Source organism: Pseudomonas sp. UBA4617, from assembly GCF_002386445.1.
Taxonomy (GTDB): Bacteria; Pseudomonadota; Gammaproteobacteria; order Pseudomonadales; family Pseudomonadaceae; genus Aquipseudomonas.
Genome location: NZ_DGIR01000021.1, coordinates 237,773 through 261,965 on the forward strand (window position 1 = coordinate 237,773; position 24,193 = coordinate 261,965).

Here is a 24,193-nt window from a genome sequence, read left to right on the forward strand (position 1 = left end):
CAGCGGGACGTTTCGCTGGCGATGCTAGCCCCCCTTGGGGAGAGGGTCAACGCGACATGGCCTGTACTTGCCTGAGGAGGCAACCAACCTTCCGAGGGACCGGGTATAGAGCGTATCCTCGCAAACTTGTGAGAAAGCAATGGCAATCACAGCCAACTGACTACAGTTGCCGGGGGCATCTTCGATGGGCTGCTGACGGCTTTCGCAAGTAAGGAAATCGAAAATGATTGATAGCCCCTCCGCCGCGAGCGAACAGTCAAAGCCGCACGCCGCCTTGCGGCCGGTCGGCCTGTTCGAGGCCTTCCTGTTCTGGCTCAAGCTGGGTTTCATCAGCTTTGGCGGGCCCGCCGGGCAGATTTCGATCATGCACCAGGAGCTGGTGGAGCGCCGCCGCTGGATCAGCGAAAAGCGTTTCCTGCATGCACTGAACTACTGCATGCTGCTGCCCGGCCCCGAGGCCCAGCAGCTCGCCACGTACATCGGCTGGCTGATGCACCGCACCTGGGGCGGCGTGATTGCCGGCGCGTTGTTCGTGCTGCCTTCACTGTTCATCCTGATTGGCTTGTCCTGGGTCTACATCGTCTTCGGCGATGTGCCGGTGGTCGCCGGCATCTTCTATGGCATCAAGCCGGCGGTCACCGCCATCGTCGTTCACGCGGCCCACCGGATCGGCTCGCGGGCGCTGAAGAACGCCTGGCTGTGGGCCATGGCCGCGGCCTCGTTCGTGGCCATCTTCGCGCTCAACGTGCCGTTCCCGCTGATCGTGCTGGCCGCCGCGCTGATCGGCTATGCAGGCGGCCGCTTTGCCCCGGACAAGTTCGTGATCGGTGGTGGCCATGGCGCAGCGGAGAACAGCTATGGCCCGGCGCTGATCGATGACGACACACCGACGCCCGAACATGCCCGTTTCAGCTGGGGTCACCTGCTGCGCCTGCTGCTGGTCGGTGCTGCGCTGTGGTGCCTGCCCATGGCGCTGCTGACCTTGACGTTTGGCTGGGGTGCGACCCTGACCCAGATGGGCTGGTTCTTTACCAAGGCGGCGCTGTTGACCTTTGGCGGGGCCTACGCCGTGTTGCCCTATGTCTACCAGGGCGCAGTCGGGCATTACGGCTGGCTGTCACCGGCGCAGATGATCGACGGGCTCGCCCTGGGTGAAACCACGCCAGGGCCACTGATCATGGTGGTGGCTTTCGTCGGTTTCGTTGGGGGTTACCTGCACCCGATGTTTGGCGCGGAACACCCGTTCCTCGCTGGCGCGGTCGCGGCCAGCCTGGTCACCTGGTTCACCTTCCTGCCGTCGTTCCTGTTCATTCTCGGCGGTGGGCCGCTGGTGGAATCGACGCATAACGAGGTGAAGTTCACTGCGCCGCTGACCGGGATTACGGCGGCGGTGGTCGGGGTGATCCTGAACCTGGCGATGTTCTTCGGCTATCACGTGCTTTGGCCGAAGGGGTTCGCTGGCGCGTTCGACTGGCCTTCGGCAGTGATTGCGGTTGCGGCGGCGGTGGCCTTGTTCCGCTTCAAGCGGAGGGTGATACAGGTGCTGTTTGGCTGTGCCGTGCTTGGCCTGGTGGTGCATTTGCTGCGGGTTTGAAACCAGGGGCAATTCACAGCCCCTGCTCAACGAGGAACGACCTGCCACAACTCGGAGATCACCTGGACGAACCCGAAAGTGCCGATGGCGACTGCGGAAACGGCCGAGATGATGCGCATGAAGGAAACCGGCATTTTCTTGCGCAGTGGCCACCGGACCAACCCATTGTTGACGATGAAGGTCGGCCTGGTGTTGCAGATCGCCACCTATGCCCTGTTCGCCACGGGCGTGTCCGCCGCGCCCGCACTCTGCGCGCTGAGCCTGGCGCTAGGAGTGAGCAAGGCGTTCTTCACACCTGCGGCAAAGGCCGCCCTCGTCGCCCTGACACCGGGCGACAGCCACTACCTGCTGTTTTCCTTCCGAAGCACGGTCAACAACCTCGGCGTGGCGGTGGCGGCGCTGGGGGTGCTACTGGCCGTACGCGCGCCCTCGGCGCCATCACGCTGACGCTGGACAAGACCCGCCTGGACATCCCTTACGGCCACGGCTTCCTCACCACCTCGACCTGGGCCGCCGGCATCTCCCTGTGCGACGTCTTCGTTGACGAAGCGTACCGGGGTCGGGGCCTGGGGCGGCGCCTGTCGGAAACGTTGCTCGAAGTACCCGAGGTCCGTTCGCTCCGGCGCATCCTCCTGGCCACTACCACCGCTCCCTGGTTGTATGAAAAGATCGGCTTCACGCCGGTCAACCGGCCCAACTACCTGTGGCAACTCCACCGCCCGGACGTATACGCCCAGCCTTCCACCACGTGAAATGACTCAAGCGGATATCGAGAAGATCGGCAGGTCGCTGCTGGCGCGGATCTCACGTAGGCTGACTGAAGTCTTGATCTGTTTGACGCATTTGAGCGAACGCAACGTCAGCTCGACGAACTGCGAATAGATCTCCATGTTCGGGCAGACGATGTAGACCAGGAAATCGAAGTCGCCGGTGACGTTGTACAGCGCCATCACTTCGGGCGAGGCGGTCAGCCGCTGTTCGAGGTCACGGGTGCATTCGGGGGTATGGGAATCCACCGACAGCTGGATGAATGCCGTGATGTCGAAGCCCAGCACTTGCTTGTCGAGGATCGCCTGGTAGCGCTTGATATAGCCGTCGTCTTCCAGCCGCTTGAGCCGGTTTTTGCCGTTAGATCCCGCGTTTCGAGCGCCAGAAATTAGAAGCCTTTTGATTCAACTAATGGAATATCTATAAAAAGATCAGTTAGTTATGGCTATCGACAAATAGGATGAGACTTTATTTGCATCCCAAATCAATTCACCTTTCCTGACTGCTTTTCCGGCCCCGTGGCGACGCCGGCTTCGACACTGCCTTCTTCGCGTTGGCTGCTGCAGGGCTTTTCCCTCGTTTCGGTCCGGCTACCACGGAGGAACTGGCCTGCGGCGCGGCTACAGCCATTAGCCCACCAGCCTTCAACTGGCCGACATCGTTGCCGACGACCGTAGCAGTGGGCTTCTCTTTGGCAGTCATCACCATCCCCATCCGCACGCCAAACAGACGCAGCACGGCCTCCAGAGTGCTGAGCTTTGGATTCGACTTCCCGCTTTCCAGCTCGTACAGGCTTTTCGTGGATATCTTGCACATGGCCGCGAAGGTCTCTTGGTCAAGCCCGGTGACTTCGAGCCGCAGACGGCGGATGGATGTCCCAATTGCGTCGAGCCCAGCCGCGTTGCGCCTGACGATATCCTCTACGAGCTGAGCGCGCTCTTCAGGCTGTAGTTTTCTCATCGCAGTCCCCACTCCACGAGTCGCTTATCAAGGTTGTTCACGGGTATAGAGGCTGCATTGCGCATCGATTCTGGAGCATCGGTCAGTAGATCGGGCAACGCCCTGAATTCCTCAGCCGCCTTCTTCAACCGTTGCAGTAGAACATTGGGGTCGGTGTAACCAGCCAGCTCAGCGCAGTTGTCGCTCCAATCAGAAGACCCCTTGCGCTCCGCCGCCCACTTCGTCGTCCGTGTGATGCCCTCTTCATCCAGGATCATTGGCGCGAGGTCATAGATTGGCGCCAAACGAAACTTCCCACCCACACGCATGATGGAGGTGTTGCGGCCGTGGTTATCGGTATTGCCTAGAATGCGGTTCAGCAGATCGCGCCGCACGTACTCGAACACCAGGTCGTGCACCTCATCCTGCTGGCCGTTGTCGATCCATAGACCTACCAGTCGGTGAACCACTTCGGCATGCGCCATCGGTTGCGCGTAGCCGGTAATGCCGCAGATCGAGTACACCGATTCCAGCGGTATCCGCTCCACCACGCCATCCACTATTCGGCGATCGAATCGTGGCATCCAGAGGCTTGGCTTCACTGCTTCTTCAAGGGCCAAACCATCAGAGGGAACCGTATCAAGACCGAGGGCAGCAACCGCCTTGTAGTAATGAAACTCTGTTCGCAGAATGTCTTTGTCGCGCTCGCCGCCTCGATTACGCGCAAACTTGATCAGCCAGTGACGGCACGCCTGGTCATCGGGGAGCATCGCGTCAGCATAGAGAGCACCGTCATGGGCTTCGGTCATGACCAGCTTGGGGGCTTGCCCGTTGGCACCGGTAGCACCGCCCAACGCCGCGCCGGTTTCGTAGGCGTACTCAAGAAACTCGTTCGTCCTGTCCACGACCTCGGCATGCGCGAAAGCCTCGTGCCGATCCGGCTGGAGGCCTTCCACTGACTCCTTGATGCGCAGATGCCCAACAGGGGCCGGCGTAAAGCGCTCCAGAAGGTACAGCCCCATTTCCACGCCATCGGGCTTAAGACGCCCGTAGCGGGATTCAAGAGAGTCCTTGGCAGCACCAGAGGGAATGATGTCGTAGAGGAATGCTGGATACCCTTTGACGCCATGGTGGTCCCAGTTCAACGGCAGGTTAACGCTCAGGGCCAGTTCGCAACGATCTTCCATGCGATCAATGTTCGCGATGATGTAGTCGCCGTCGTATGCGACAAGGCACCTTCCATCAGCAACGCGCTCCGGGTTCTCAACCGTGAGTGTCGCGGCATCGCTCCATGCACCATCGGAGAAAGCCTGGATCGTGACTCTGAGCGGCATGGCCATACCATTAATCAGTATTTGGATGCTGATTATCATAGTGAGCACGGCATAAACCGGCAATGGTTTGCTGATTACGAGCTCTGGCCCAGGCAAAATCGGCACCGCACTACCGGTTACGTATTCGCCGAGCGCTGGAGGGCTGGAGGTCGCTGCGCCTGGCAAGCAGAAACTGCCTGTGATTCGGCCTATGGTTTATAGGACCCAGTTTATTTGCGCTGGTCAGGTGTTGGATGGCACGGGCTTCGTCCGTGATCGCGGGAGAACCCGCTCTTACAGGGCGGGAGCTGCCTGTGAAAATGGGGCGAGTGGTGGCGCTGACCACAGGGGTTGGAACGGTTAAGTCCAATGCTCGCAGGCCTGCTGAGAAAAGACAGGCGCAAGAAAGCCCGCACTAGGCGGGCTTTTCGGGGTGTTTCGTAAACAGTCATAGACTTCTGGAAACTGGTCTCTAGTGCGGAGACAGGAATCGTACCAACACGAAAGGGTCTGAATTCAATGGGTATTATTCTTAAGGGTACAACTCTTTATCTCTAAAATTATCCCCAGCCTATTTTCAGGATCCCGGCCACTGCGAAATGGCATGACAGGATGATGGAGGACGGCTATGCAACGCGCTGACTGCGCTCATTGTGATCAATCTGCTCTTCGGTGCCGCGTCCAGTGTCACGCGAGATGATTTTGCACAGAGCTCGAAGGAACGGATGATTTCCGGCCTAGCTGAGACCTTTGGTGTCGGTATCACGATTAGCCCGGCTCGCAAAGATGAAGCTCCTGCAGAATCCGACCCTGCCATGAGCCCCACGGCCAAAATCCCCTAAAATTCTCCGGCAGAATGCGCAGCGCTGTGAGCATCAACAGGCTGTCAGGGCTTGCCGTCGCAAATACTCAGGTACGCACAGCGACTGCAGCTTCTGCCTCGGTTGGGCAACCGATCACCGGCGATAAAGCTCTTGGCCATCTTGTATACTGTCGTGCGCTCGATGCCACGCGAGGCGCCCTCTCGAATGCGCTTATCGGTGATCAACGAATAGATGGTGGCGTATCGGATGCCGGGGGCATTCATGTTCACCATCATTGGCCTGAGTTGCTTCATCGTCCCTGACAGCCCTTCGTGCGCTCGGATCCAGTGCAGTTCGCTGCCCACCGACAGCATCCACGGCAGCACGATCTGCAGTCCACCCACCTCTGATACGAGCTCCTCTACCAGGCTGCCCCGAATCTCACCGACAAGCGCAAGGCCTCGCTTTACCGCTATCACGGCATCCTCATAGAGCTGCGGATCTTCAGTTTTCGGGGGCAGGAGGCGCGCTTTCCACGCTGCCTGGAACGCTGTCTGAGGTACGGCAGCGTTCTTCAACACCTCAAAGAGCATGTCGCTGACAGCCCACCGCGCCCGGATCGACACATCAATCTCCTGCTCAGCCGTCAGGGTCAGCTCATGCCGGTAATGGTACTGAAGCGGGCAGTTCATATAGGTCTGGAACGCTTCGTAGCTCACTGTGCTCGGCGCAACGGCGCTGCCAATCGGCAATGGGGCAGGCGGTATGGCAGGCAAACGGATGCCGAACAGTGTTCGAAGCTTCTTGCCTGCCGCGTTAAGGGGCGCCGGCCTGGTGGTGTCAGCGAGCTGGTAGAGGTACAGGTGATCGCGGGCACGGGACAGCGCCACGTAGAGCAGGTTGTTCCGCTCTACCTTTTCCTCGAACGCAAAATCATCATCGGTGCTGTTGAGCACCTCGGGAGGTATCAGCTCAAGTGGACGCAGATCGTAGAAGTAGGGCCGGTTGGGCCCGTAGGCGGTATCGTCGACGTTGGTGAGATGCACCGCCGAGTACTCAAGCCCCTTGCTGGAATGCACCGTCATGACGTTGACGGCATCCAGGGCTCTTGCCTCAGGCGGTATGCCTCGATCCGCCAGCTTCTCGCCAATGCGCCGACGTAGTTCTTCTTGCAGCAAGAACTTGGTGAGGCGGGACTGACTGCCATCGCCGTCACCGTTGCGCACTGCGTAGACGAAGAGCCAGAGTGCGAGCCGGGCAGTGTGCGCCTCGATTGACGTGTCTGCCGGATTCGGGAACCCGTAGCGACGATCCAGCATTACCGTGGAAACGAACACCCACGGCTTTGTATTGCGCGTGAAACCCTGCAGCAACATGCTCAGGTTTGCTTTCGCCACCTGCCCTTGTGCCGAGAGGCCCTGGATATTGCTCCAGATCCATCGACCACGCTGAAGCGCGGTACCACTGCCCTTCTGCGTGAGTCGCATGAGCAGCTCAATGTCCTGGGCCGTCATCGGGAATCGTGGATCCTGCATCAGACCGACCAAAGACCTGGGCTGCCGCATGCAGAGCAGCTCCATCAGGCAGAACAGTCGCTGGATTTCAGGCCGCTGGCAGATGTCCCCGAGATGAAGAACCGGCACGCCCCGCTTGCTCAGCTCCTCGACAACGTGCTCCACGTTCGTGGAGCTGCGGCTCATGACCAATTGCTCGCGGTAGGGGATGCCCTGAGCCGCAAGCGCCTTGATGCACGTTTCAAGGGTGGCTGCCTGGGCGAGGTTGGAGTCGCACTGGTAGAGCCTTGGGATTTCGCCAATCGATGGCCGATAAGCCGTGACCGGCTCAAGCGGCATCAGATGACGCAGCGCGTGATACGTGCCAGCGCAGTTGAACAGGTCGAGAATCTCAGGCGTGCTTCGCCTGTTCAGATCCAGTGCATAGCGCTTGTACGTCGGCGTGATGTGCCGCAAGCTTTTGAAGGTCTTGTCGAAATCGATCAAGCTCTTGATGGAAGAGCCTCGCCAGTGATGGATCGCCTGGCGAACGTCACCGACCACCCACACCGAATTCGCATTCAGGGCCAACTGCCTGATCAGCTCGACCATGACCTCAGTGACATCCTGATATTCATCGACCAGCACATGCTCAAATTGATCGAGGTACTGCGCGACGGTGGCACGCGCGCGTCGTGCCTGGATTGACGGGTAGGCGACCAGGTCGACGTAATCGACCCAGCACTTTTCCCGCATGGCCTCTTCATAGGCCTCAAAGAGTGTCGCGATGTCCTCACGCTCATCCTGGACATCCTGATCACATGGGGGCAACGCCTTGAGCCGAGCGCGGTAGTCATCGACCGTCAGGCACTCTTCCTTCAAGCGCTTGATGTGCTCGATCACATCCGGAAGCCAATCGTAGGGGTTCTGTAGCCGCAGGTAGTATTTCAGCCTGACCTTGGCCAGGCGCCCAACCATCAACCTGACCTGCATGAGCTTGTCAGCCATGCTCACTTTCGCGCGGAGGTTGAACAGGTGGTGATGCTTACGAAGGAATTCCAGGCCGAAGGCGTGGAAGGTGCCCGCCCACACGTTTGTCGCGTTCTTGATACCTGAGGCAGCCAATCGCTCGACCAATTCAGCAGACGCCTTGTTGGTGAAGGTGAGCACCAGGATCTTGTTGGCCGGCACGCCTTGTTCAAGCAAGTACTTGATGCGGTGCACCAGGGTGGTCGTCTTCCCGGTGCCGGGGCCTGCCACCACGTTCACGAATGTTTCTTTGGCATGCGCCGCCAGGCGCTGCGAATCGGTCATTTCTGGCAATGCGCCAGGTGGTGCGGCGGGCAGGATCGGCAACAGAAGGCCGTCAAATAACTGTTGGCGAACGATCTCAATCGGTACCGTCAGTTTGAGCGAGATCTGACTCGCGCCGAGGTGCGCGAAAAACTGTTGCTGGGCGACGATACGAGGCAAGAGCAACTCGCGCGCGAACACATTGGCCTGCAGTTCAGTGCGCTCGTTTGCGCCGTACGCCTCAACCTTGACAATCGCCTCGCTGCCCTCGGAGGCGGTCATGGCCGCAAGATCCGCGTACGTGGTCTCTGGCAAATCGGCGTCCAAGTACCAGTGACCCAGTTCATGCGCGATCAGATAAGCCTTCTCGGCCTCACTGACATCCTTGCGGATGTACATGGTCTCATCGTTGCGCTTGAGTACACCATCGGTGCCACCCAGAATCGAATGGCCCGGTGGTACAAATTCGATCCCAACGCCGAGGATCACTTCAACGTTGGCAAGCAGCGTCTTGGAAGAAACTGCCTCCTGAAAGTCGGCTAACCCCACCAGCGACTCTCGGACATCCATGGCTTTCCGTCGAGCCCTGTCGAAGGGATTCATGCTCAACCCTCCAGTTTCAGCAGGCGAGCTTCCTCGTCCGGCGACAATTCCAGCTCCTTCACTGCAACGCTCCAGGATTTCCGCTGCAGATCAACTTGTGGTTTACCTGCAGTGGCCTTGAAGGCAGGTACAGGCTGACTCGTAAAACGTCGCTCCAACGCAACGGAAAACGCGTCGAAGGGAACTTGCAGATAATCCGCCATTTTGCGGATGACCCGAGCAGGCGCAAAGACAGATCCGCCCAGAATCAGGGTTGCCAGAACACGGTTGTCGCCCAAGTCAGCCTCAGCAGCAATCTGCTTGGCCTTCGGCCCCTTTACACGCTCGATGGCTTCCAAAGCCAGCGCGACGGAAGCATCGGCAATTACCGGCGCCTTTACGGCCAACGCAGCGGCCACCGGACAGTGCGACAGCGCCTCGGCCAAAAGGCCATTTACGAACGACGAGGTGGAGCGTTCGTACTCTCCCGCCGTCAACTGCGTTTTCATGACCAGTCGACGCTCAGCACGAATGCTCCAGTTTTTCGTTTGGGCACCGGCGAAGTCGTTTGCTTTTCGTTCGTACTCTGCCAGCAGCTTCGATGTGCTCTTGGTTCGGGACTCCCGATCGAAGCGAGTCAGCCCATCTTGCAGAAGGTCACGTGCGGCGATCGCACGCGAGATGCCCCTCTGCTTGGCGACCGCGTCGATCTCCTCAAGCAGCGATACCTTAGTCGTAACGCCGATCTGTTCGCGGGCTTTACGAGTAGCTTCATCCATCTGTTTAGCCTTCACCTCAGAATGCATGATCGTCTCCGTTGCCTGGGAGTTCACCGCAGGCTCTCTGGTTGAGACAGACATCTTTTCTTTCTGTTCTTCACGTGGAGCCAGTGGCATCACGTTCACAAGCGCGTGCATGAGGTTTAGCGCAACATGAGGTTCATCCTTGCCTTGCACATCCAAACAGGTGCCATCAGGGAGTGTAAGCCTGCATCTGAGTCCCTGAGCCGCTTTTGTCAGACTCATATAAGGCTTGAGGCAGGCTAGAAAACTAGCGCACCCGTTGAGATAATCGGCGAGCTTGAGGCTGGGCTTTTTCATGGATCCGAACGATCGCTAGCAAGAAGACGCGTGATGGGTCACGCTGGCGTATATCACATTTATATCACCCGCACGCGTAGGCACACAATTGATCGACGCTCATTTTTGTACTGCTTTGCGAATCGTTATCACGAACTGGAAGTCGCAGCTCAGCGTTGAGGACATGGCTCAACAGCTCAGTGATCCCGTTGCATTTGGCCATGCCTTGCTGCCAGCGCTTGATGCCGAACTGGCCAATCTGGGCTGTAAACGCAGCGACGTTCATGATCTTGCTTGGCAAATGCCGTGCCTGCATTTGCGCAGCGTGTTCGACCCCCAGAGCATTCCTGACACGCCAATCGGCTTTCGTCCGGTACCGGACTGCGTCGGCACACTGGTAGCGCGCGCCACGGCAATCATGTGCCTGGCCGGACTGGGGGCCGATACCGTGTCGTATGGTTCGGAAAACGGTGGCGACCTCTTCGTGAACCTGGTCGTGATTCCGGGTGAAGGCCGGGTTTCTGAAAAGTCGCAAGGAAAAATGAACGGCCACACCGATGGTGTTTCGTTCCCCATGCGCGGCCACCGCGACCCTGAAAACCCGCGCATTGCACCATCGCCGGACTTTGTCTGCCTGTCAGCGCTGCGCAACCCTAACGCAGTGCCGACGACCGTGATGCCGCTTGAAGCCATCTTGAGCGAGCTTGACCCCGAGCACATTCAGGAACTGCAGAAACCGCAATACATCCTGCAGTCGCAGCTCACCTTCCGCGACGGCATGGAAGAGATCCTGGGCGAAGAGCTGCTGGTCGATGACGCCCAACTGCTGTTTCGCATGCAGAGCGGATTCTGGATTCGCTACAGCCACAGCTCCACTCAGCCAGCCGATGTCGGTGAAACGCCCGCCAAGAAGGCGATGCATGCGCTGACACAGGCCTGCTTGAACTGCGTGATCCCTGTCGCCCTGGCGCCCGGGGACATTGCCATCGTCAACAACCGCATTGCGCTGCATGGCCGGACAAAGGTCGGCGAGGGACACGGCGGCGTGTCCCGCTGGATGCTGCGTACCTACGGGCTTGATACTTCCGAACTCGACGAGTCCCAACGCCACCCCAACAGCACCTTCATGCTGTTCCCCTGATAGACAGGTATCAGCCAGGCTGGGGCGTTTCTAGACGCCCGAGCCTGGTTGCAGAGGGTTCGCGCACTAAAACTCATGCATCTCAGTCATCGGCCCAAGCGAATTCTCTCGTAGCGGTTCATCGCTTGGGTCGTACACCAAGCCTCGAATCTTGTGATAGATCAAGCTGCCCGGCACATATTCGATACGCGGTGCGTCAGATGCTTTCGCACCCCTGAGCCCCATGCCACCCTTGAAGCGGAATGTCATCGACTCCGCTGCGCAGGTCACGTGCGAGAACAGCACGATGTTGGTTCCGCAGTCCTGCTGCACCGAACTGAACATCACACCGTCAATTCGGGGTTTGCAGTGCGTCGCCAGGTACTCGGCGATGACCTGGGTAGTCAGATAGTCGCGCTCCAGGCCTGGTAGAACCGGCAGAGTAATCTCGCCGTGCAGATACCTCAGAAATTCTCGCCGGCCTTCTTTGGCGAAAAACGCTGGATCGAAAAAGCTAAGCATGGGCCCCGGATCAGCCTCCTCCAGGCGCGTGAAGTCCAGCACCCTGACGTCTTTGTTCAATCTGAACTCACCGCTCACGACCGTGCCGCCCACTGGTGGCCGAAGTTCGGCGATGCAAGTCAGGCGTTCCAGCGCACCATAGAAAGCAGGGACGCCAGCGGGATTCATCCTGCCCTCGCCCGCCCTGACCTTCGGCGGCGCCCCGAGATTGCGGGCAGGATTGGCCAGGATTTCATCCACGCTTCCCGATGTCAGGCAGGTGCGGGCGCGGTAAATCGGCGGTGCGTTGTCGGGCGAGAGTACACGAACAACCGCGTGTTCACCCAATGGGGCGCAGTATTCACCCAGGTCTTCGAACAACCAGTCAAGAAAGGCCTTCGCGTTATCGTTGAAAAACCGATTGCCGTGCTTCATGCCCTCCTGGAATTCGCCCCACTGAAAGCGAATGTCGTTCGGCATCGCGGACACCCTGGAGTACGTCACACCATCGCTGTATGACGCGAGTTCACTGCACACCGCCGCAACGATAGGTTCGACGTTGTCGCAGCCAAACACTTCGCCGACCCAGAAATCGAGCGGGTTACCGTGCTGGTATTGCTCAGATTCAACACCATTCCAGCGGAAGTCGAACTCGCCCTCACAGATGTAACGATCGAGGATTGCCTTGACGAGGGTGACGATCTCAGAGAGCGGGACGCATTGGCTGTTCGAGTCACACAGGCTACAGACGGCTGAGGCGCCACTGTCCCGAATCTCCCCACCCAGATAAGGATCGACAACGCATTCGTAGCAGACGGTTTTTTGAAGCATGGCGATCACATCATCCTTTCGCTCGATGGTGGCAGAATACAGGCACGCATGCAGAGCATGATCGCCGATGATCACTCACAGTCAATACGCCGCCGTCAAAGCAGCATGGCCCAGACCGGGCCGCGATTTAAAGGCAGCACCACCGACATGGGACAGGAGGCTACATGAGTGCAAGCAAGGACGTGTTCTTCGAAATCGAGGCGCAACAATGCAGTTTATGGATTCACAACAAGTACGGCCTGGATCTCACCGCTGAAGACACAACGGGGCTCTGGGATGAGTTCTACGAAGAGTACATAGAGATGCTCGATGCGGAACAAGCCGAGTACCTGTGGCTGGAGCGACATTCGCACAAGCAGTTCTTCCATGAGTTCTCCACAGACCTGACAACCGCCTACAGCCTGCTGACGCTTGCGGGCAACCAGACTCAAGCCAATATCACCTACAAGCTGGTGTATGCCCATGCAGTGACCTTGCTTGAGGCATTAATCAGCACCGTCGTACGAAAGCTTGCTATCAGCGAGCCTCGTCTGATGCTGAACCTCGTCACCGAGTACGAAGCGTTGAGCAAGAGAACGATCTCCCTCAAGCAGGTCGCCCAGGATCCTGCGATCGTTCAGGGCATTGTGCTCAAGGTGTTATCCGAACTCAGCTTCCACAACGTGGCCACCATCCGTGAAATCTTGGGCGCGATGTTTGGTGAGCACATGAAAGGGCTTGAGATGGCAGACATTGCTCGGATCTGCATCAAGCGGCATGACATCGTCCACCGCAACGGAAAGACCGTCGACGACGAACCGATTGATCTGAGCATCGAAGACGTTCAGCAAGCCATCCACGCCATAGAAGTCTTCGCGGCAGACCTGAAGCGCCGGGTTGATGAGGCACTTGAAAAGAAAGACACGTAGGTTCAGCCATAAATCAATAGGTCTAGCGGAGCTGGATATCACCGGGTGGTAGTAAGTGTAAGCAGTTCGGTGGCAGCGCGAAGCCGCAATCGGGATTCTGGAAGCACGAGCCAAACGAAAGGAAAGCACCATGTACACCCGTGAATTCGCACAACCCACCGATACGATGCTTCTGACCGCAATCCTTGACATGGAGACCGGACTCGACGTTGACCTGCAGGTGTTTCTGAGCCGCGAGCTTGGGCTGGTGATCAAAGACCGCGCTGAACTGGTCAGCCGCTACACGCGCAATCGCGAAGCACCTTGGCTTGTCTGCCACCTGTGCACTGCACCGGTGATCCTCGTGCGCACCAAGGGGCGTCGCTTCCACTTCCGTCACCACCCCGTAGAAGAGGTCGAGCAAAAGTGCTCGATCTCCACTCGCGGCCAGCTCAGTGCTCAGCAGATCAACTGCATCAAGTACAACGCAGCAAAAGAAAGCCTGGCCCACCTGAAATTGAAGGGCATCATTCGCGACAGCCTGATCGCCGACGAGAACTGCACTGAGCCGCTGGTTGAGGTGGTCTGGAAAGGCATTCGACTGGCCGATCGGGCGCAATGGCGCAAACCGGACGTCCAGGTCGAACACGCCGGCCAGCGGATCGCTTTCGAGGTGCAGCTTTCGACGACGTACCTGACCGAGATCGTAGGCCGCCGTGAGTTTTATCGCCTGAACAACGGCGCGATAATTTGGGTCTTCCAGGACTTCGACCCCAGCCTCACGCGCACCTCCGAGGAGGACATCTTCTACCTGAACAACTACAACGTGTTCGTGGTGAATGAGGCCACACTGAAGCGCTCGCAGGAGTCGAAGCGGATGGCGATGGACTGCTGGTTCGCCACCCCGGAGGTGAAGAATGGCCAGATTTATGACAGGTGGGTCAAAGAGGAAGTGTTCCTGGATCAGCTGACCATCAACCCCAAGGATCAGAAGGTTTACTACAGGGATTACGAGTACGTACGCGCAGTGGTCGAACAGTTGCTAAGCGCTTCTGCTGCCCGTCAGTCGTTCATTGATTTCTGGTCAAGGCATGCGGCGAACGACTGCCGGGAGGCAAATGCCGCCTGGACAACTATCCGGGAAAACATGCGCATCGCGATGCCAGAACTCCTGCTGCCGGCGGATCACCGTTCTGGCAAATTCCACGGCATGGTTTCACTGATGTTGAGTGCCCGTTTTGGCTACCCGGTTGGCTACAACCTGCCACGCTTGCTGAACGTCGCCAACACCGCGTTTGATCACTACAAAGAGTACCTGTACGCGTTCGGGTGGACACTCAGGCTTTACGGCCATGAGCAGCTTTTGAAAGACCAGGACACCAAGGGCACATGGGCACGTCGTACGAAGATCATCAAAGAAGGCATGGAAAAGCACGATGAGGCTTTCCGACAGGATCCGTCGTTCAACAAGCTCTTAGCGTTCTTGGTGCCGGAAATCTGTGACAAGCTGGCTCAAGCCAGAGCTTGGTGACTTTGACCGGGCGAGCACACACTGTGCTCGCCCATAGAGCCTCGAACTCAGTGCGTTCGCGCAGCGCTTGGCGACTGAGCATCGGAATGGGAAAACTCAGCCAGGTATCGTAGACCACTTCAACGCTCGGCTCGTGCTGAACAAAAAAAGGGGACAGATTTATTTTTACCGTAGGCTCGAGTGAACAACATAACTTTGAGAACGACTCGAACATCGTCTCTTGACGTCCGTTGACGCGGGGCAGGCCCAAAATTCATGTTTCATCAGCGAGTGTCACAAAAAATAAATCTGTCCCCTTTGAATCCTCGCAGAGATGCCTAAAGAACAAAAAATCAATTTCCAAGATTTTTGAATACATACCAAAGGCTCACACCTAAACCTATCAAAGAATAAGCCACCAGAAAAAATCTCATCATCCGCCGCGAACGAACGGCTTTATCATTAGCCAAAGAACACTGATATATCAATGGAGACACCTGAAGCTCAACATCCTGATCATCCCCATAACAATACGCCATATATATATCACTAGAGCATGTGCGGAACGCATGAGCTACTTCGCGAACCCCATGGCTTGTTGCATGCCCTCGCCAAGTAAAAGCCAGCATGGAATCTCGATCATCCACTTCTGATCTGGAATCAGGCACGTACCCACCCGTGACAGTATTTAATTGCGCTGAGTGCTCAAGAAGTAGCGAGAAAGGAAAGTTTGACCTTTCGTAACTTTCGCGACTCTCTCTATGTACTGCCTTGCCAATAAGGTCCAACCCAGCATCTTCAGTGCGAGCAATTATGCGATCACGCCCTCCCACTGGACCCGAAACAACAAACTCAATAGGTGAGTTCTTTATTACAACAGCACGACCACTTACATTCATACATGAAACCTCAGTTAGTCGCCGTCTGTTTTAATTTCTCTACAAATTTAGCGACATCTGATGCATCTTCATTAGAGAACACAAGCGCCTCAATTGAAGCCGCTCGATTACCTTGCCTCCAATAAGCCAATTCCTCAGTATAGAAGTCGCTAATTATTTTCTGTTTCTCCACGGAAAGCGTTCCCCATAGGTCGTGCTTATTAATTAGAAGCCGCACCCAAATTTTGCGCGCCACTGAACCATCATCGAGATATTGCCTGATTTGCCTCGAAAACTCGCGATGTTTCTCTAGTCGCTGCGCGTCAATTTCAATATCGCTATCAGAGGCGTTATGATCTATAACAACGCAAAGGCATTGACATTGCTCTGCGAGTTTAAACTGGTGAGAGAATCGCTCTCCTCCACCATCAAGTATCGCAATATACGTTGGAGGAGCTGTTTGAAAGCTGGCGATATAAGCACTTGTATCTTGCGTTCTTATATTCGCTGAATCCGTGAAGGACAACCGATCTTTTAATGTAGTCTTACCAACCATGCTCGGGCCCACAACTGCAAGAGTCATGACCGGAGGGGATATATTACCAATTTCGGCCAGCGATATAGTTTTACCAACTAAGTCTTCAGGCTTTTTTATTGCCGGTGGTATCGAGCGCACCAGTGCAGTACCTAATGACAAAAGCACAATTAATGCTCCACCATAGGTTAATCCTGTAGCCATCACCCCTGTCGTAAACGACCATCCAGCAAGGCTAATTACACTCCCCCCGAGACCCGCCACTCCAGAAACGGTGTTGAGTTCACCTACAGCTCGCCCAGGCCATTTGGTCCAACGTCGTGCATTCAGCATTGCTTTCCCTTGCATCAAAGACACTCGCATCCCACCACTTCGGGAAACGAGCTCAATCAGGTTATTTGTCCATAGCTTAACTGAAGTAGGCTTATCTGAGCGAGTAGAACGTATATTTCGCTTGCAGCCAGACAAGGGAAGCGGAGGAGCTATTACGGTCACTCCTCATTTCACGCTCTGAGCAGAATCAAAGCTTGCTAGCGTTGGTCGATCTCTGCCTGTCGCCACCGGCAGCTTTTGGCCGTTTGCTGCCCTCCACGAACCGCCGCTGTGGGTTGAAAGCGGTCGGCCGCTACTATCAGTCAAATCCTAGCCTGGTGCTCGAAGCCCCATGGTTTTTCTAAACGACGAACTAGCAGCCGAACGGTCAGCAGGTAGTAGTACCGGGTCGCCGCGCCTCGCCCAGCTAGTCGGTGCTCAAGAAACCAAGTCAAATGTTTTCTCCGCCAAGCCCAAGGTGTTTCAAGCTGCCACCGTTCAGATATCTCCGCTTGGATGATCTTTGCTTGCCGTAAATGACGCTGCCGCGTTGCGTACGACCCCGTCAGCACCGCAGCCAAGAACAGCTCCATATCGAATGGCTTGCTCATATGCGTCCTCCAATGTAGGCCGCGACCACATCTATCCGACCGTGCCCCAACTCATAGCTGATTTGCCTTCGCGCCTCACGATCAAGGTTCCTGTCTACCTGGTAGCATTGGCCGCCGCTGATAGGTACTCGGTGTTGGGTGATTTGCTCATAGCGCTCACATGCGTACGCCGCTCTTAGCTCATGGAAGCCTTTGAGATTGTGTGCATGCAGGATGTCCCGCGCAGGGCGAATGATTTCTTGCAGAAGATCCAGGTAACTTTCGTGTGGCGCAATCAGGTTGCGGCTACTCGCAGGCGACACCTGCCGTGCAAACCCAAGTGCATCTTGAACATGGTGGTCCACCGCAATCCATCGTGGCGCCGAGGCGCCAGCTCGGCCGCCTTTGGTGCCATCCTGGATGTTGATCCTGCCTAGGTCGTTAGCCTCACGGCTCAGCCGTGGCAAGTCGGCTAGGATGGCCTCACGCAAGCGCATGCCGGTGGCTCGCGCCAACAGAACAATTGCGGCGGCCCGTTGCTGATGATCGCGGCAAAGCGCATTAACAATCTGCTTAACCTGGTCGCGGTTTTGGCCCTGAGGCACCGACTGTCGACCCCCGGTGCGCTGCATACCCAACGCCTTGCTCGGGCTTGGCACCTTTACGTACTGATCACCGCGAAGCGCCGCCATGGTCCTGTTAACGCTGGATAACCGGTTTTGCGCGGTGCTGACGGCGAGATCACCGCGCTTAACAATGTCGCGCAGATACGCCGCGTAGTCGGCCAATACCTTTCGATCAATCTGCCGCGCATCATTGATACCGGGCCCCTGTTCGGAGCGGCACCACTTTACGAATGCCAACCACCGGTCACAGTGCGCTTTGACCGTTCCGTAATGGCCACTGCCGAACATGTCTTTCAGTGCCTGCGGTCCTGCATAGCTCAATTGCCTACCGTAGCCAAAATTGCGACCGTTGCGCCTACCCACCAATCCCATGTCGGTCACCTCATCGTTCGCTCTCCGATCCTCGCCCCACGTCATCCCGCCAAGAATGCTGAGTGTTATCAGGGATCAAGGCCCCTGCGACCTGTGGGGAATGTCCTCTACGCGGGACTGGCGGCTCCTTACGTCCGGGAGCAAGGGCATCTCATGATCTGGCCTCCTGAACACCGTTACCGGTGGGCGGGTGGAGGCAGTGCTGGCTGACTAAACCAGCGCCTGAAGATCCTGAGCCAGGTGCAAGCAGCAATGCGATGACCGGGGCATGCCTGACTGTCAGTCAGGTGCAGTCCATTCCCTGGTCTGCGGCACCATCATCTACAGCGCTGTTGCTGGTGACATCGGCGTTTGTCACGCCGATTGTCACGATGGGGATTGCCGCAAAGCCTTGTGCGATCAGGGCTGCAGCAGTGTTAGAAGTGCCCGTCTCTTTCCAGAAGAAAGAGACGGGCACAGGTTGGCGCAAAAATTTGGCCAAGCGGATAGGTTGCTGCAGGGCAGCGAAGTACGGAGTATCTGGCGCACGAGCGCCATATGTATAAGAGCATCCATCACATGGGTAGTGACCGGGCGAGCTGCCGGATGCGAATCGCCCTTGGGGAGAACCACCGCCAGAGCGGCGTGACCTTTAAGGCTCGGGTCACCTGGGGTGCTGTCAACGACAGCCTTTGCACTGTCTTTTCTACGCCCGCAATCTGAGAGGGTCAAGCGACTCGCCCACTGGATTTTGCAGTTGAAAATGGCATCGGGCGTGTACGGAATCCCGTGGTTTCCAGTGGCCGATTGGGTGCTTTTGATTTTTTAGGTGAGGTCCATCCAAACAGGGCGGCTTTGCAGCCCTGTTTGGATGGACCCGCGTGGAAAGCGGATCACCGAAAATTCGAAGCCGGGCACTCACTCGACTGCGCCACGCCTTGCTCTTAGGCTAGAAACGTTTTCCCCGGTCTGATTCGCGAACTCATGTGGCGAGATATGCTCCTGCCGGTTCGCTTCGAGGTAGCGGCTCCACCAACTCATGATCATTCGCCGTTCCTCCAAGAACTCGGCCTTGTGGATGTACGCCGCCCGAACATTGTTGCGCTCCCTGTGGCTCATCTGCCGCTCGATAGCCGTCTCTGACCACAGCCCGGATTCGACCAAGGCACTGCACGCCATCGACCGGAAGCCATGCCCGCAGATTTCGGTCTTGGTGTCGTAGCCCATGTTCTGCAAAGCGCTGTTGACTGTGTTCTCGGACATAGGCCTCCACGAGCGAGCGTCACTGGTGAACACCAGGTCGAAGTACCCCGTGATCGCATGAATCTGTTCGAGCAACGCCACCGCTTGCGGTGACAGAGGGACCAGATGGATGTCGCCCGCCATCTTCGTGCCCCTGGTCGAATACGGGACGCCATCCAAAGCGGGTCGCGTATCAGGTATCTCCCAGATACCGCGCTTCAGGTCGAACTCACTCCAACGTGCGAAGCGCAATTCGCTGGAGCGGACAAACACATGCAGCGACAACATTACAGTCAGCCGAGTGAGCGTACGTCCCTTGTAGTTCTCGATGCGGTCCATCAACTCAGGCAAACGAGAGAGCGGGAGTGCAGGCCGATGCGTAACCCGTGGCGCGCTGATGAAGCCCTCAAGGTCATATGCAGGGTTCACCGTGATCAGCCGCAGCCGCTTCGCCTCACGCATGATGCTTTGCAGGTAGTTTTGTACCCTCAAAGCCACATCGATCGTGCCGCGTTTCTTGATCGCCTCAAGCGGCTGCATGAGGTCGAAAGTATCCAGATCAACGATGGCCCGTGCGCCTAGCAGCGGGAATACGTGAGTCTTCAAACGACTCAGCACAGTCCTCGAATGGCCAGGCGCCCACTTCACGGACATTTCCTTATGCCAGTCCAAGGCAACGCGCTCAAAGGTGTGCCCTCTGACAACCGCCTCGGCCTTGGCCTGCTGCTTGAACGCAATCGGATCAATGCCTTCAGCCAGCATCCGCTTAGTCTCCAGACGCTTCTGCCGAGCATCTGCGAGCCCAATCACGGGATAGTTGCCAAACGAGGTCAGCCCCTCTCGTCCATCCGGTTTCACATACCGGAAGCGCCAGCCTTTGCGGCCATTGGGGTAAACGAGGAGGTAAAGACCGTCGCCGTCGAAAAGCTTGTAGGGGCGGTCTGTAGGTTTTGCCGAGCGGCATGCGCTGTCAGTCAGGGGAGCAGTAGTACGAGCCATAAGGGTAAACCCCTTTATCGAATCGACTTTATCCCAAACGTTACCCCTAAATAGGCTGGCAGCTGTCGGATTCCGACGGAACGCCATAACGAAAAAACCCGCCAGAAGGCGGGTTTTACGGGGGATCCAAAGATTTTGGTAGCCTTCGCTGGAACCTGAACTGGTGCCGGAGACAGGAATCGAACCTGCGACCTTCGCGTTACGAGTGCGCTGCTCTACCGACTGAGCTACACCGGCGTGTAGCGCAACGTACCACTGCTCGCACCCGTTACGCAAACCCCTGTTTCGCCTACTTTATTACCCCATCCTCAAGGCGCCTTGCAGCCCTTCGGTGCCAGGTCTTCTTCAATGTCGGTCGTACACGCCCAGCCAGCCGCCGCGCGGGTCAGGGTAATGGCTTTGCCCAGCACGGTAGCCGGCGCATCCACCAGTGTACAAACGATGCTTCCGGTGCCGTCCGCCGCCTTGCCGCTGGCCGTGATCGCACAATGCGCCGTTGCCGGCTGCCCACCCAGCTCGGCCACCGCCGCGACGTCCTTGCCATCATTCAGGCGCAAGTCCATCGCTGTCTTCAGCGCGCTGATCTCCAGCAACCCGGCCGCAGCCTTCGAACGGGACTGGTGGTTGGTGTACATCGGTAAGGCGATGGTCGCCAGAATGCCGATGATCGCAACAACGATCATCATTTCGATCAGGGTGATACCGCGTTGCCCTTTCATGAACAGTTTCCTTTTTGATACGCGTACTCGTTGAGGTCTGTCTCGCCCCAACCGGCAGCGGCGCAGTAGGCCTGAACAGACACCTTTTGTCACCCCTGCCCGCTTGGGCGTCATCTTCGCTGAACTACTCTAGTGAGCATCATGGACGCGCGCCCTGGCGTGGACGCGGCAAGCTGTTTCGAAGCTTGTCGCATGGGCAGGAAAAAGGACCTTGGCATGAACCCATCGACCCCTCTCTACACCTGGCACGGCACCGACGCCAACGGCCAGCCGGTCAGCGGCCAGACGCCCGGGCGCAGCCCGGCCCACGTGCGGGCCGGGCTGATTCGTCAGGGCATCAAAGTGGCAGGTTTGCGGCCCGCTGGCGGGCTGACCTTCAGTTTGCCGAAACGCCAGGCCAAAGCCGACCCGGCGGGGTTCAGCCGGCAACTGGCGACCTTGCTCAAGGCCGGGGTACCGCTGCTGCAAGCGTTCGAGGTGATGGGGCGCAGTGGCTGCGATACGGGGCAGGCAGCCTTGCTGGACAGATTGAAACAGGATGTGGCCTCGGGCCTGGGGCTGGCGGACGCGTTGCAGCGCCATCCAGGCTGGTTCGATGCGCTGTATTGCAACCTGGTGCGGGTGGGTGAGCAATCCGGCACGCTCGACCGCCAGCTGGAACAGCTGGCGAGCATGCTGGAACAACGCCACACGCTGCGCAGGAAAGTGCGCAAGGCGATGATCTACCCACTGCTGCTGTTGCTGACCGGGTTGGGGGTATCGGCGATTCTGCTGCTGGAGGTGATACCCGAATTCGAGAACCTGTTTTCAGGCATGGGCGCGGCACTGCCTGCATTCACCCAATGGGTCATTGATCTGTCCACGGCACTGAGCCGGTTTGCGCCGCTGTTGGTGGTGCTGGGCGCTGCGCTCGGTTTCGCCATGCGCCGGCTATATCAGCAGCACGCACCGACGCGCCTGTGGCTAGCGCGGCAGGCGCTGGGCTTGCCGGTGTTTGGCAGGTTGTTGGGGCAGGCGGCACTGGCGCGCTTTGCGCGTAGCCTGGCAACAGCCTATGCCGCCGGGGTGCCGTTGCTGGATGCGTTGGGCACGGTAGCGCGGGTGAGTGGTGGCGACTTGCACGAACAGGCGGTATTGCGGCTGCGTCAGGGCATGGCCAATGGGCAGGGGCTGAACCAGGCGATGGCCGCCGAGCCGCTGTTTCCGCCGTTGCTGGTGCAACTGACGGCCATCGGTGAAACCAGCGGTACGCTGGACCAGATGCTGGAGAAAGCCGCCAGCCACTATGAGGAACAGGTCAGCCAGGCGCTGGACCAGTTGACCAGCCTGCTGGAGCCGGCCATCGTGCTGATCCTGGGCGTGCTGGTTGGCGGCCTGGTGGTAGCGATGTACCTGCCGATCTTCCAGTTGGGTAGCTTGATCTGAACATGACTTCATGGACTTTGCTGGCCGAGCAGCCAGCGTACTTCCTCACCTTGGCCACGCTGCTCGGGCTGCTGGTGGGCAGTTTCCTCAATGTGCTGGTGTACCGCCTGCCGATCATGCTGGAGCAGCAATGGCAGCGTGAGGCGCAGGAGGTGCTGGGGCTGCCGACAACGGCGCATGAGCGCTTCGACCTGTGGCTGCCGGCCTCGCGTTGCCCGCATTGCGGCCATCGAATACGCGCGTGGGAGAACATTCCGCTCATCAGCTACCTGGCCCTGCGCGGGCGCTGTTCGGCTTGCAAGGCCCGCATCAGCCCGCGTTACCCGTTGGTGGAGGTCGCCAGCGCGCTGCTTTCGCTGGTGGTGGCCTGGCACTTTGGTGCTTCGCCCGAAGCCTTGCTGGCGATGCCGCTGACCTGGTGCCTGCTGGCGCTGAGCCTGATCGATGCCAGGCACCAGCTGTTGCCAGATGTGCTGGTGCTGCCGATGCTGTGGCTGGGGCTGATCGTCAACGCGTTCGGCCTCTATGTCCCCCTGGCCAGTGCGCTGTGGGGGGCGGTGCTCGGCTACCTCTGCCTGTGGACGGTGTACTGGCTGTTCAAGCTGGCCACTGGCAAGGAAGGCATGGGCTATGGCGACTTCAAGCTGATGGCGCTGATCGGGGCCTGGGGTGGCTGGCAGGTATTGCCGTTGACGTTGCTGCTGTCGTCGCTGGTCGGGGCGCTGGTGGGGCTGTGCCTGCTGCGCTTGCGCCAGCATGCCTTGGGCACGGCGATGCCGTTTGGGCCCTATCTGGCGATTGCGGGGTGGATTGCTGTGCTCTGGGGTGATGAAATATACGCCTCATACCTGCAACTGCTTGGATTCTGATGACCACTGCGGCCTTTACCCCCTGGATTCTCGGCCTGACCGGCGGTATCGGCAGCGGCAAGAGCGCCGCTGCCGAGCGTTTCGTCGAGCTTGGCGTGCACCTCGTCGATGCCGACCAGGCGGCACGCTGGGTAGTCGAACCTGGCCGCCCGGCGCTGGCCAGCATCGTCGAGCGCTTCGGCCCTGGCGTGCTGCAAACCGACGGCCAGCTAGACCGCACGGCCCTGCGCCAGCTGATCTTCGCCGACCCGGCGCAACGCAAATGGCTGGAACAGTTGCTGCACCCGCTGATCGGCCAGGAGATCTTCACTTACCTGGCCAAGGCCGAGTCGCCGTATGCGGTGTATGTCTCGCCGCTGTTGATCGAGTCGGGGCAATACCAGAAAACCCAACGGGTGCTGGTGATCGATGCGCCGCAAGAGCTGCAGGTGGCGCGAACCCTGGCGCGGGACAACACCAGTACCGAGCAGGTGCAGGCCATACTCAAGGCCCAGCTGGCGCGTGAAGAGCGCCTGCGCCATGCCGACGATGTGGTGGTCAATGACGGCGACCTCGCCGGGTTGCATGAGCAGATTGACCGCCTGCACCACTTTTACCTGACTTTACGAGGAGGCCAGCCATGAGCCAGCCATTGACCGTCGATTGCCCGACCTGTGGCGCACCAGTGGAATGGAACGAGAAAAGCCCGTTCCGGCCGTTTTGCTCGGACCGTTGCAAGCTGATCGACCTGGGCGCCTGGGCGGCGGAGGAACACAAGATCCCGGGTTCGGACGAGTCCGAGGATGAACTGTATTCGGGGGACCTGGAGCCGCGCCACTGAGCCCACCGCACGCCGCTGGAGGCTGGGCCTTGTGTGGCGGAAGGGCCGCTACGCGGCCCCTTCCATCGCGTCATGGCAACTATTGCCGGGGCTGCTTCGCTGCCCTTTCGCGGC

The 24,193-nt window shown here is 58.3% G+C and carries 23 protein-coding genes and 1 tRNA gene; 10 read left to right on the forward strand and 14 right to left on the reverse strand.

What is annotated here, in order from left to right; genetic code table 11:
- Nucleotides 1-223 precede the first annotated feature (223 nt).
- The 3 genes from chrA (at nt 224) to B4L76_RS08985 (ending at nt 2,346) form a co-directional block, all read left to right on the forward strand.
- Complete coding sequence (chrA, locus tag B4L76_RS08975; protein ID WP_296231901.1) at nt 224-1,594, forward strand: chromate efflux transporter; 1,371 nt, start codon at nt 224-226, stop codon at nt 1,592-1,594.
- Between the two features lie 84 nt (nt 1,595-1,678).
- Nucleotides 1,679-2,041, forward strand: coding sequence for a hypothetical protein (locus B4L76_RS08980; RefSeq protein ID WP_296231949.1), 363 nt, complete (start codon nt 1,679-1,681; stop codon nt 2,039-2,041).
- 77 nt (nt 2,042-2,118) lie between these two features.
- Nucleotides 2,119-2,346, forward strand: a complete 228-nt coding sequence (locus B4L76_RS08985) for a GNAT family N-acetyltransferase (protein WP_296231947.1) — start codon at nt 2,119-2,121, stop codon at nt 2,344-2,346.
- 6 nt (nt 2,347-2,352) lie between these two features.
- Here B4L76_RS08985 and B4L76_RS08990 read toward each other — a convergent pair whose 3' ends face one another.
- The 5 genes from B4L76_RS08990 to B4L76_RS09010 form a co-directional block, all read right to left on the reverse strand.
- Nucleotides 2,353-2,649 carry an Lrp/AsnC family transcriptional regulator gene (locus B4L76_RS08990; RefSeq protein ID WP_296231902.1) on the reverse strand — a complete coding sequence of 99 codons (297 nt, stop codon included), beginning with the start codon at nt 2,647-2,649 and terminating at the stop codon, nt 2,353-2,355.
- Nucleotides 2,650-2,851: 202 nt separating this feature from the next.
- Nucleotides 2,852-3,322, reverse strand: a complete 471-nt coding sequence (locus tag B4L76_RS08995) for a helix-turn-helix domain-containing protein (RefSeq protein WP_296231903.1) — start codon at nt 3,320-3,322, stop codon at nt 2,852-2,854.
- Entirely contained in the window at nt 3,319-4,674 is a 1,356-nt protein-coding gene (locus tag B4L76_RS09000; RefSeq protein WP_296231904.1) for a type II toxin-antitoxin system HipA family toxin, read from the reverse strand. Before B4L76_RS09000 ends, B4L76_RS08995 begins: the two co-directional genes overlap by 4 nt.
- Nucleotides 4,675-5,500: 826 nt before the next feature.
- Nucleotides 5,501-8,806, reverse strand: a complete 3,306-nt coding sequence (locus tag B4L76_RS09005; protein WP_296231906.1) for a UvrD-helicase domain-containing protein — start codon at nt 8,804-8,806, stop codon at nt 5,501-5,503.
- Between the two features lie 2 nt (nt 8,807-8,808).
- Nucleotides 8,809-9,885 (reverse strand): hypothetical protein, encoded by a 1,077-nt coding sequence (locus B4L76_RS09010; RefSeq protein WP_296231907.1) that lies wholly within the window; start codon nt 9,883-9,885, stop codon nt 8,809-8,811.
- An 88-nt stretch (nt 9,886-9,973) separates the two neighbouring features.
- On the opposite strand from B4L76_RS09010, the gene B4L76_RS09015 reads away from it, so the two are divergent.
- Nucleotides 9,974-11,005 (forward strand): TauD/TfdA family dioxygenase, encoded by a 1,032-nt coding sequence (locus tag B4L76_RS09015; RefSeq protein WP_296231908.1) that lies wholly within the window; start codon nt 9,974-9,976, stop codon nt 11,003-11,005.
- A gap of 66 nt (nt 11,006-11,071) precedes the next feature.
- Here B4L76_RS09015 and B4L76_RS09020 read toward each other — a convergent pair whose 3' ends face one another.
- Nucleotides 11,072-12,316 carry an RES family NAD+ phosphorylase gene (locus tag B4L76_RS09020; RefSeq protein WP_296231948.1) on the reverse strand — a complete coding sequence of 415 codons (1,245 nt, stop codon included), beginning with the start codon at nt 12,314-12,316 and terminating at the stop codon, nt 11,072-11,074.
- A 164-nt stretch (nt 12,317-12,480) separates the two neighbouring features.
- Between B4L76_RS09020 and B4L76_RS09025 the strand changes: the two genes are divergently transcribed.
- Nucleotides 12,481-13,224 (forward strand): hypothetical protein, encoded by a 744-nt coding sequence (locus B4L76_RS09025; RefSeq protein ID WP_296231909.1) that lies wholly within the window; start codon nt 12,481-12,483, stop codon nt 13,222-13,224.
- Nucleotides 13,225-13,354: 130 nt separating this feature from the next.
- Entirely contained in the window at nt 13,355-14,734 is a 1,380-nt protein-coding gene (locus B4L76_RS09030) for a DUF6035 family protein (protein WP_296231910.1), read from the forward strand.
- A 332-nt stretch (nt 14,735-15,066) separates the two neighbouring features.
- Here B4L76_RS09030 and B4L76_RS09035 read toward each other — a convergent pair whose 3' ends face one another.
- From B4L76_RS09035 to B4L76_RS09070, 8 genes are all read right to left on the reverse strand, one after another.
- Nucleotides 15,067-15,612, reverse strand: a complete 546-nt coding sequence (locus tag B4L76_RS09035) for a hypothetical protein (RefSeq protein ID WP_296231911.1) — start codon at nt 15,610-15,612, stop codon at nt 15,067-15,069.
- Nucleotides 15,613-15,622: 10 nt separating this feature from the next.
- The gene (locus tag B4L76_RS09040) at nt 15,623-16,483 is read right to left on the reverse strand and encodes a GTPase domain-containing protein (protein WP_296231912.1); all 861 of its coding nucleotides are present in this window, start codon (nt 16,481-16,483) and stop codon (nt 15,623-15,625) included.
- Between the two features lie 278 nt (nt 16,484-16,761).
- Nucleotides 16,762-17,049 carry a hypothetical protein gene (locus tag B4L76_RS09045; protein ID WP_296231913.1) on the reverse strand — a complete coding sequence of 96 codons (288 nt, stop codon included), beginning with the start codon at nt 17,047-17,049 and terminating at the stop codon, nt 16,762-16,764.
- Nucleotides 17,046-18,026 (reverse strand): integrase domain-containing protein, encoded by a 981-nt coding sequence (locus tag B4L76_RS09050; RefSeq protein WP_296231914.1) that lies wholly within the window; start codon nt 18,024-18,026, stop codon nt 17,046-17,048. Before B4L76_RS09050 ends, B4L76_RS09045 begins: the two co-directional genes overlap by 4 nt.
- 283 nt (nt 18,027-18,309) lie before the next feature.
- Complete coding sequence (locus B4L76_RS09055) at nt 18,310-18,507, reverse strand: hypothetical protein (protein ID WP_232857351.1); 198 nt, start codon at nt 18,505-18,507, stop codon at nt 18,310-18,312.
- 416 nt (nt 18,508-18,923) lie between these two features.
- A complete protein-coding gene (locus tag B4L76_RS09060) occupies nt 18,924-20,246 on the reverse strand; it encodes a tyrosine-type recombinase/integrase (RefSeq protein ID WP_296231916.1) in 1,323 nt (440 codons plus the stop codon).
- Between the two features lie 161 nt (nt 20,247-20,407).
- Nucleotides 20,408-20,483, reverse strand: a tRNA-Thr gene (locus B4L76_RS09065).
- Nucleotides 20,484-20,554: 71 nt separating this feature from the next.
- Nucleotides 20,555-20,965 carry a pilin gene (locus B4L76_RS09070; protein ID WP_296231918.1) on the reverse strand — a complete coding sequence of 137 codons (411 nt, stop codon included), beginning with the start codon at nt 20,963-20,965 and terminating at the stop codon, nt 20,555-20,557.
- Nucleotides 20,966-21,181: 216 nt separating this feature from the next.
- Between B4L76_RS09070 and B4L76_RS09075 the strand changes: the two genes are divergently transcribed.
- From B4L76_RS09075 to yacG, 4 genes are read left to right on the forward strand one after another with little or no spacing between them, the layout of a single operon-like run.
- Complete coding sequence (locus B4L76_RS09075) at nt 21,182-22,390, forward strand: type II secretion system F family protein (RefSeq protein ID WP_296231919.1); 1,209 nt, start codon at nt 21,182-21,184, stop codon at nt 22,388-22,390.
- Between the two features lie 2 nt (nt 22,391-22,392).
- Complete coding sequence (locus tag B4L76_RS09080; RefSeq protein ID WP_296231920.1) at nt 22,393-23,259, forward strand: prepilin peptidase; 867 nt, start codon at nt 22,393-22,395, stop codon at nt 23,257-23,259.
- Entirely contained in the window at nt 23,259-23,882 is a 624-nt protein-coding gene (gene coaE, locus B4L76_RS09085; protein ID WP_296231921.1) for a dephospho-CoA kinase, read from the forward strand. Before B4L76_RS09080 ends, coaE begins: the two co-directional genes overlap by 1 nt.
- Entirely contained in the window at nt 23,879-24,079 is a 201-nt protein-coding gene (gene yacG / locus B4L76_RS09090) for a DNA gyrase inhibitor YacG (protein WP_170028160.1), read from the forward strand. Before coaE ends, yacG begins: the two co-directional genes overlap by 4 nt.
- Nucleotides 24,080-24,193 lie beyond the last annotated feature (114 nt).

Bases quoted from the DNA above. Each gene is read 5' to 3' on its own strand.
- B4L76_RS08980 (WP_296231949.1), top strand. From the start codon at position 1,679: ATGGCGACTGCGGAAACGGCCGAGATGATGCGCATGAAGGAAACCGGC.
- yacG (WP_170028160.1), top strand. From the start codon at position 23,879: ATGAGCCAGCCATTGACCGTCGATTGCCCGACCTGTGGCGCACCAGTG.
- B4L76_RS09030 (WP_296231910.1), top strand. From the start codon at position 13,355: ATGTACACCCGTGAATTCGCACAACCCACCGATACGATGCTTCTGACC.
- B4L76_RS09050 (WP_296231914.1), bottom strand. From the start codon at position 18,026: ATGGGATTGGTGGGTAGGCGCAACGGTCGCAATTTTGGCTACGGTAGG.
- B4L76_RS09070 (WP_296231918.1), bottom strand. From the start codon at position 20,965: ATGAAAGGGCAACGCGGTATCACCCTGATCGAAATGATGATCGTTGTT.
- B4L76_RS09000 (WP_296231904.1), bottom strand. From the start codon at position 4,674: ATGATAATCAGCATCCAAATACTGATTAATGGTATGGCCATGCCGCTC.
- B4L76_RS09010 (WP_296231907.1), bottom strand. From the start codon at position 9,885: ATGAAAAAGCCCAGCCTCAAGCTCGCCGATTATCTCAACGGGTGCGCT.
- coaE (WP_296231921.1), top strand. From the start codon at position 23,259: ATGACCACTGCGGCCTTTACCCCCTGGATTCTCGGCCTGACCGGCGGT.
- B4L76_RS09025 (WP_296231909.1), top strand. From the start codon at position 12,481: ATGAGTGCAAGCAAGGACGTGTTCTTCGAAATCGAGGCGCAACAATGC.
- B4L76_RS08995 (WP_296231903.1), bottom strand. From the start codon at position 3,322: ATGAGAAAACTACAGCCTGAAGAGCGCGCTCAGCTCGTAGAGGATATC.
- B4L76_RS09045 (WP_296231913.1), bottom strand. From the start codon at position 17,049: ATGAGCAAGCCATTCGATATGGAGCTGTTCTTGGCTGCGGTGCTGACG.
- B4L76_RS09005 (WP_296231906.1), bottom strand. From the start codon at position 8,806: ATGAATCCCTTCGACAGGGCTCGACGGAAAGCCATGGATGTCCGAGAG.
- B4L76_RS09060 (WP_296231916.1), bottom strand. From the start codon at position 20,246: ATGGCTCGTACTACTGCTCCCCTGACTGACAGCGCATGCCGCTCGGCA.
- B4L76_RS09020 (WP_296231948.1), bottom strand. From the start codon at position 12,316: ATGCTTCAAAAAACCGTCTGCTACGAATGCGTTGTCGATCCTTATCTG.
- B4L76_RS09080 (WP_296231920.1), top strand. From the start codon at position 22,393: ATGACTTCATGGACTTTGCTGGCCGAGCAGCCAGCGTACTTCCTCACC.
- chrA (WP_296231901.1), top strand. From the start codon at position 224: ATGATTGATAGCCCCTCCGCCGCGAGCGAACAGTCAAAGCCGCACGCC.
- B4L76_RS09075 (WP_296231919.1), top strand. From the start codon at position 21,182: ATGAACCCATCGACCCCTCTCTACACCTGGCACGGCACCGACGCCAAC.
- B4L76_RS09035 (WP_296231911.1), bottom strand. From the start codon at position 15,612: ATGAATGTAAGTGGTCGTGCTGTTGTAATAAAGAACTCACCTATTGAG.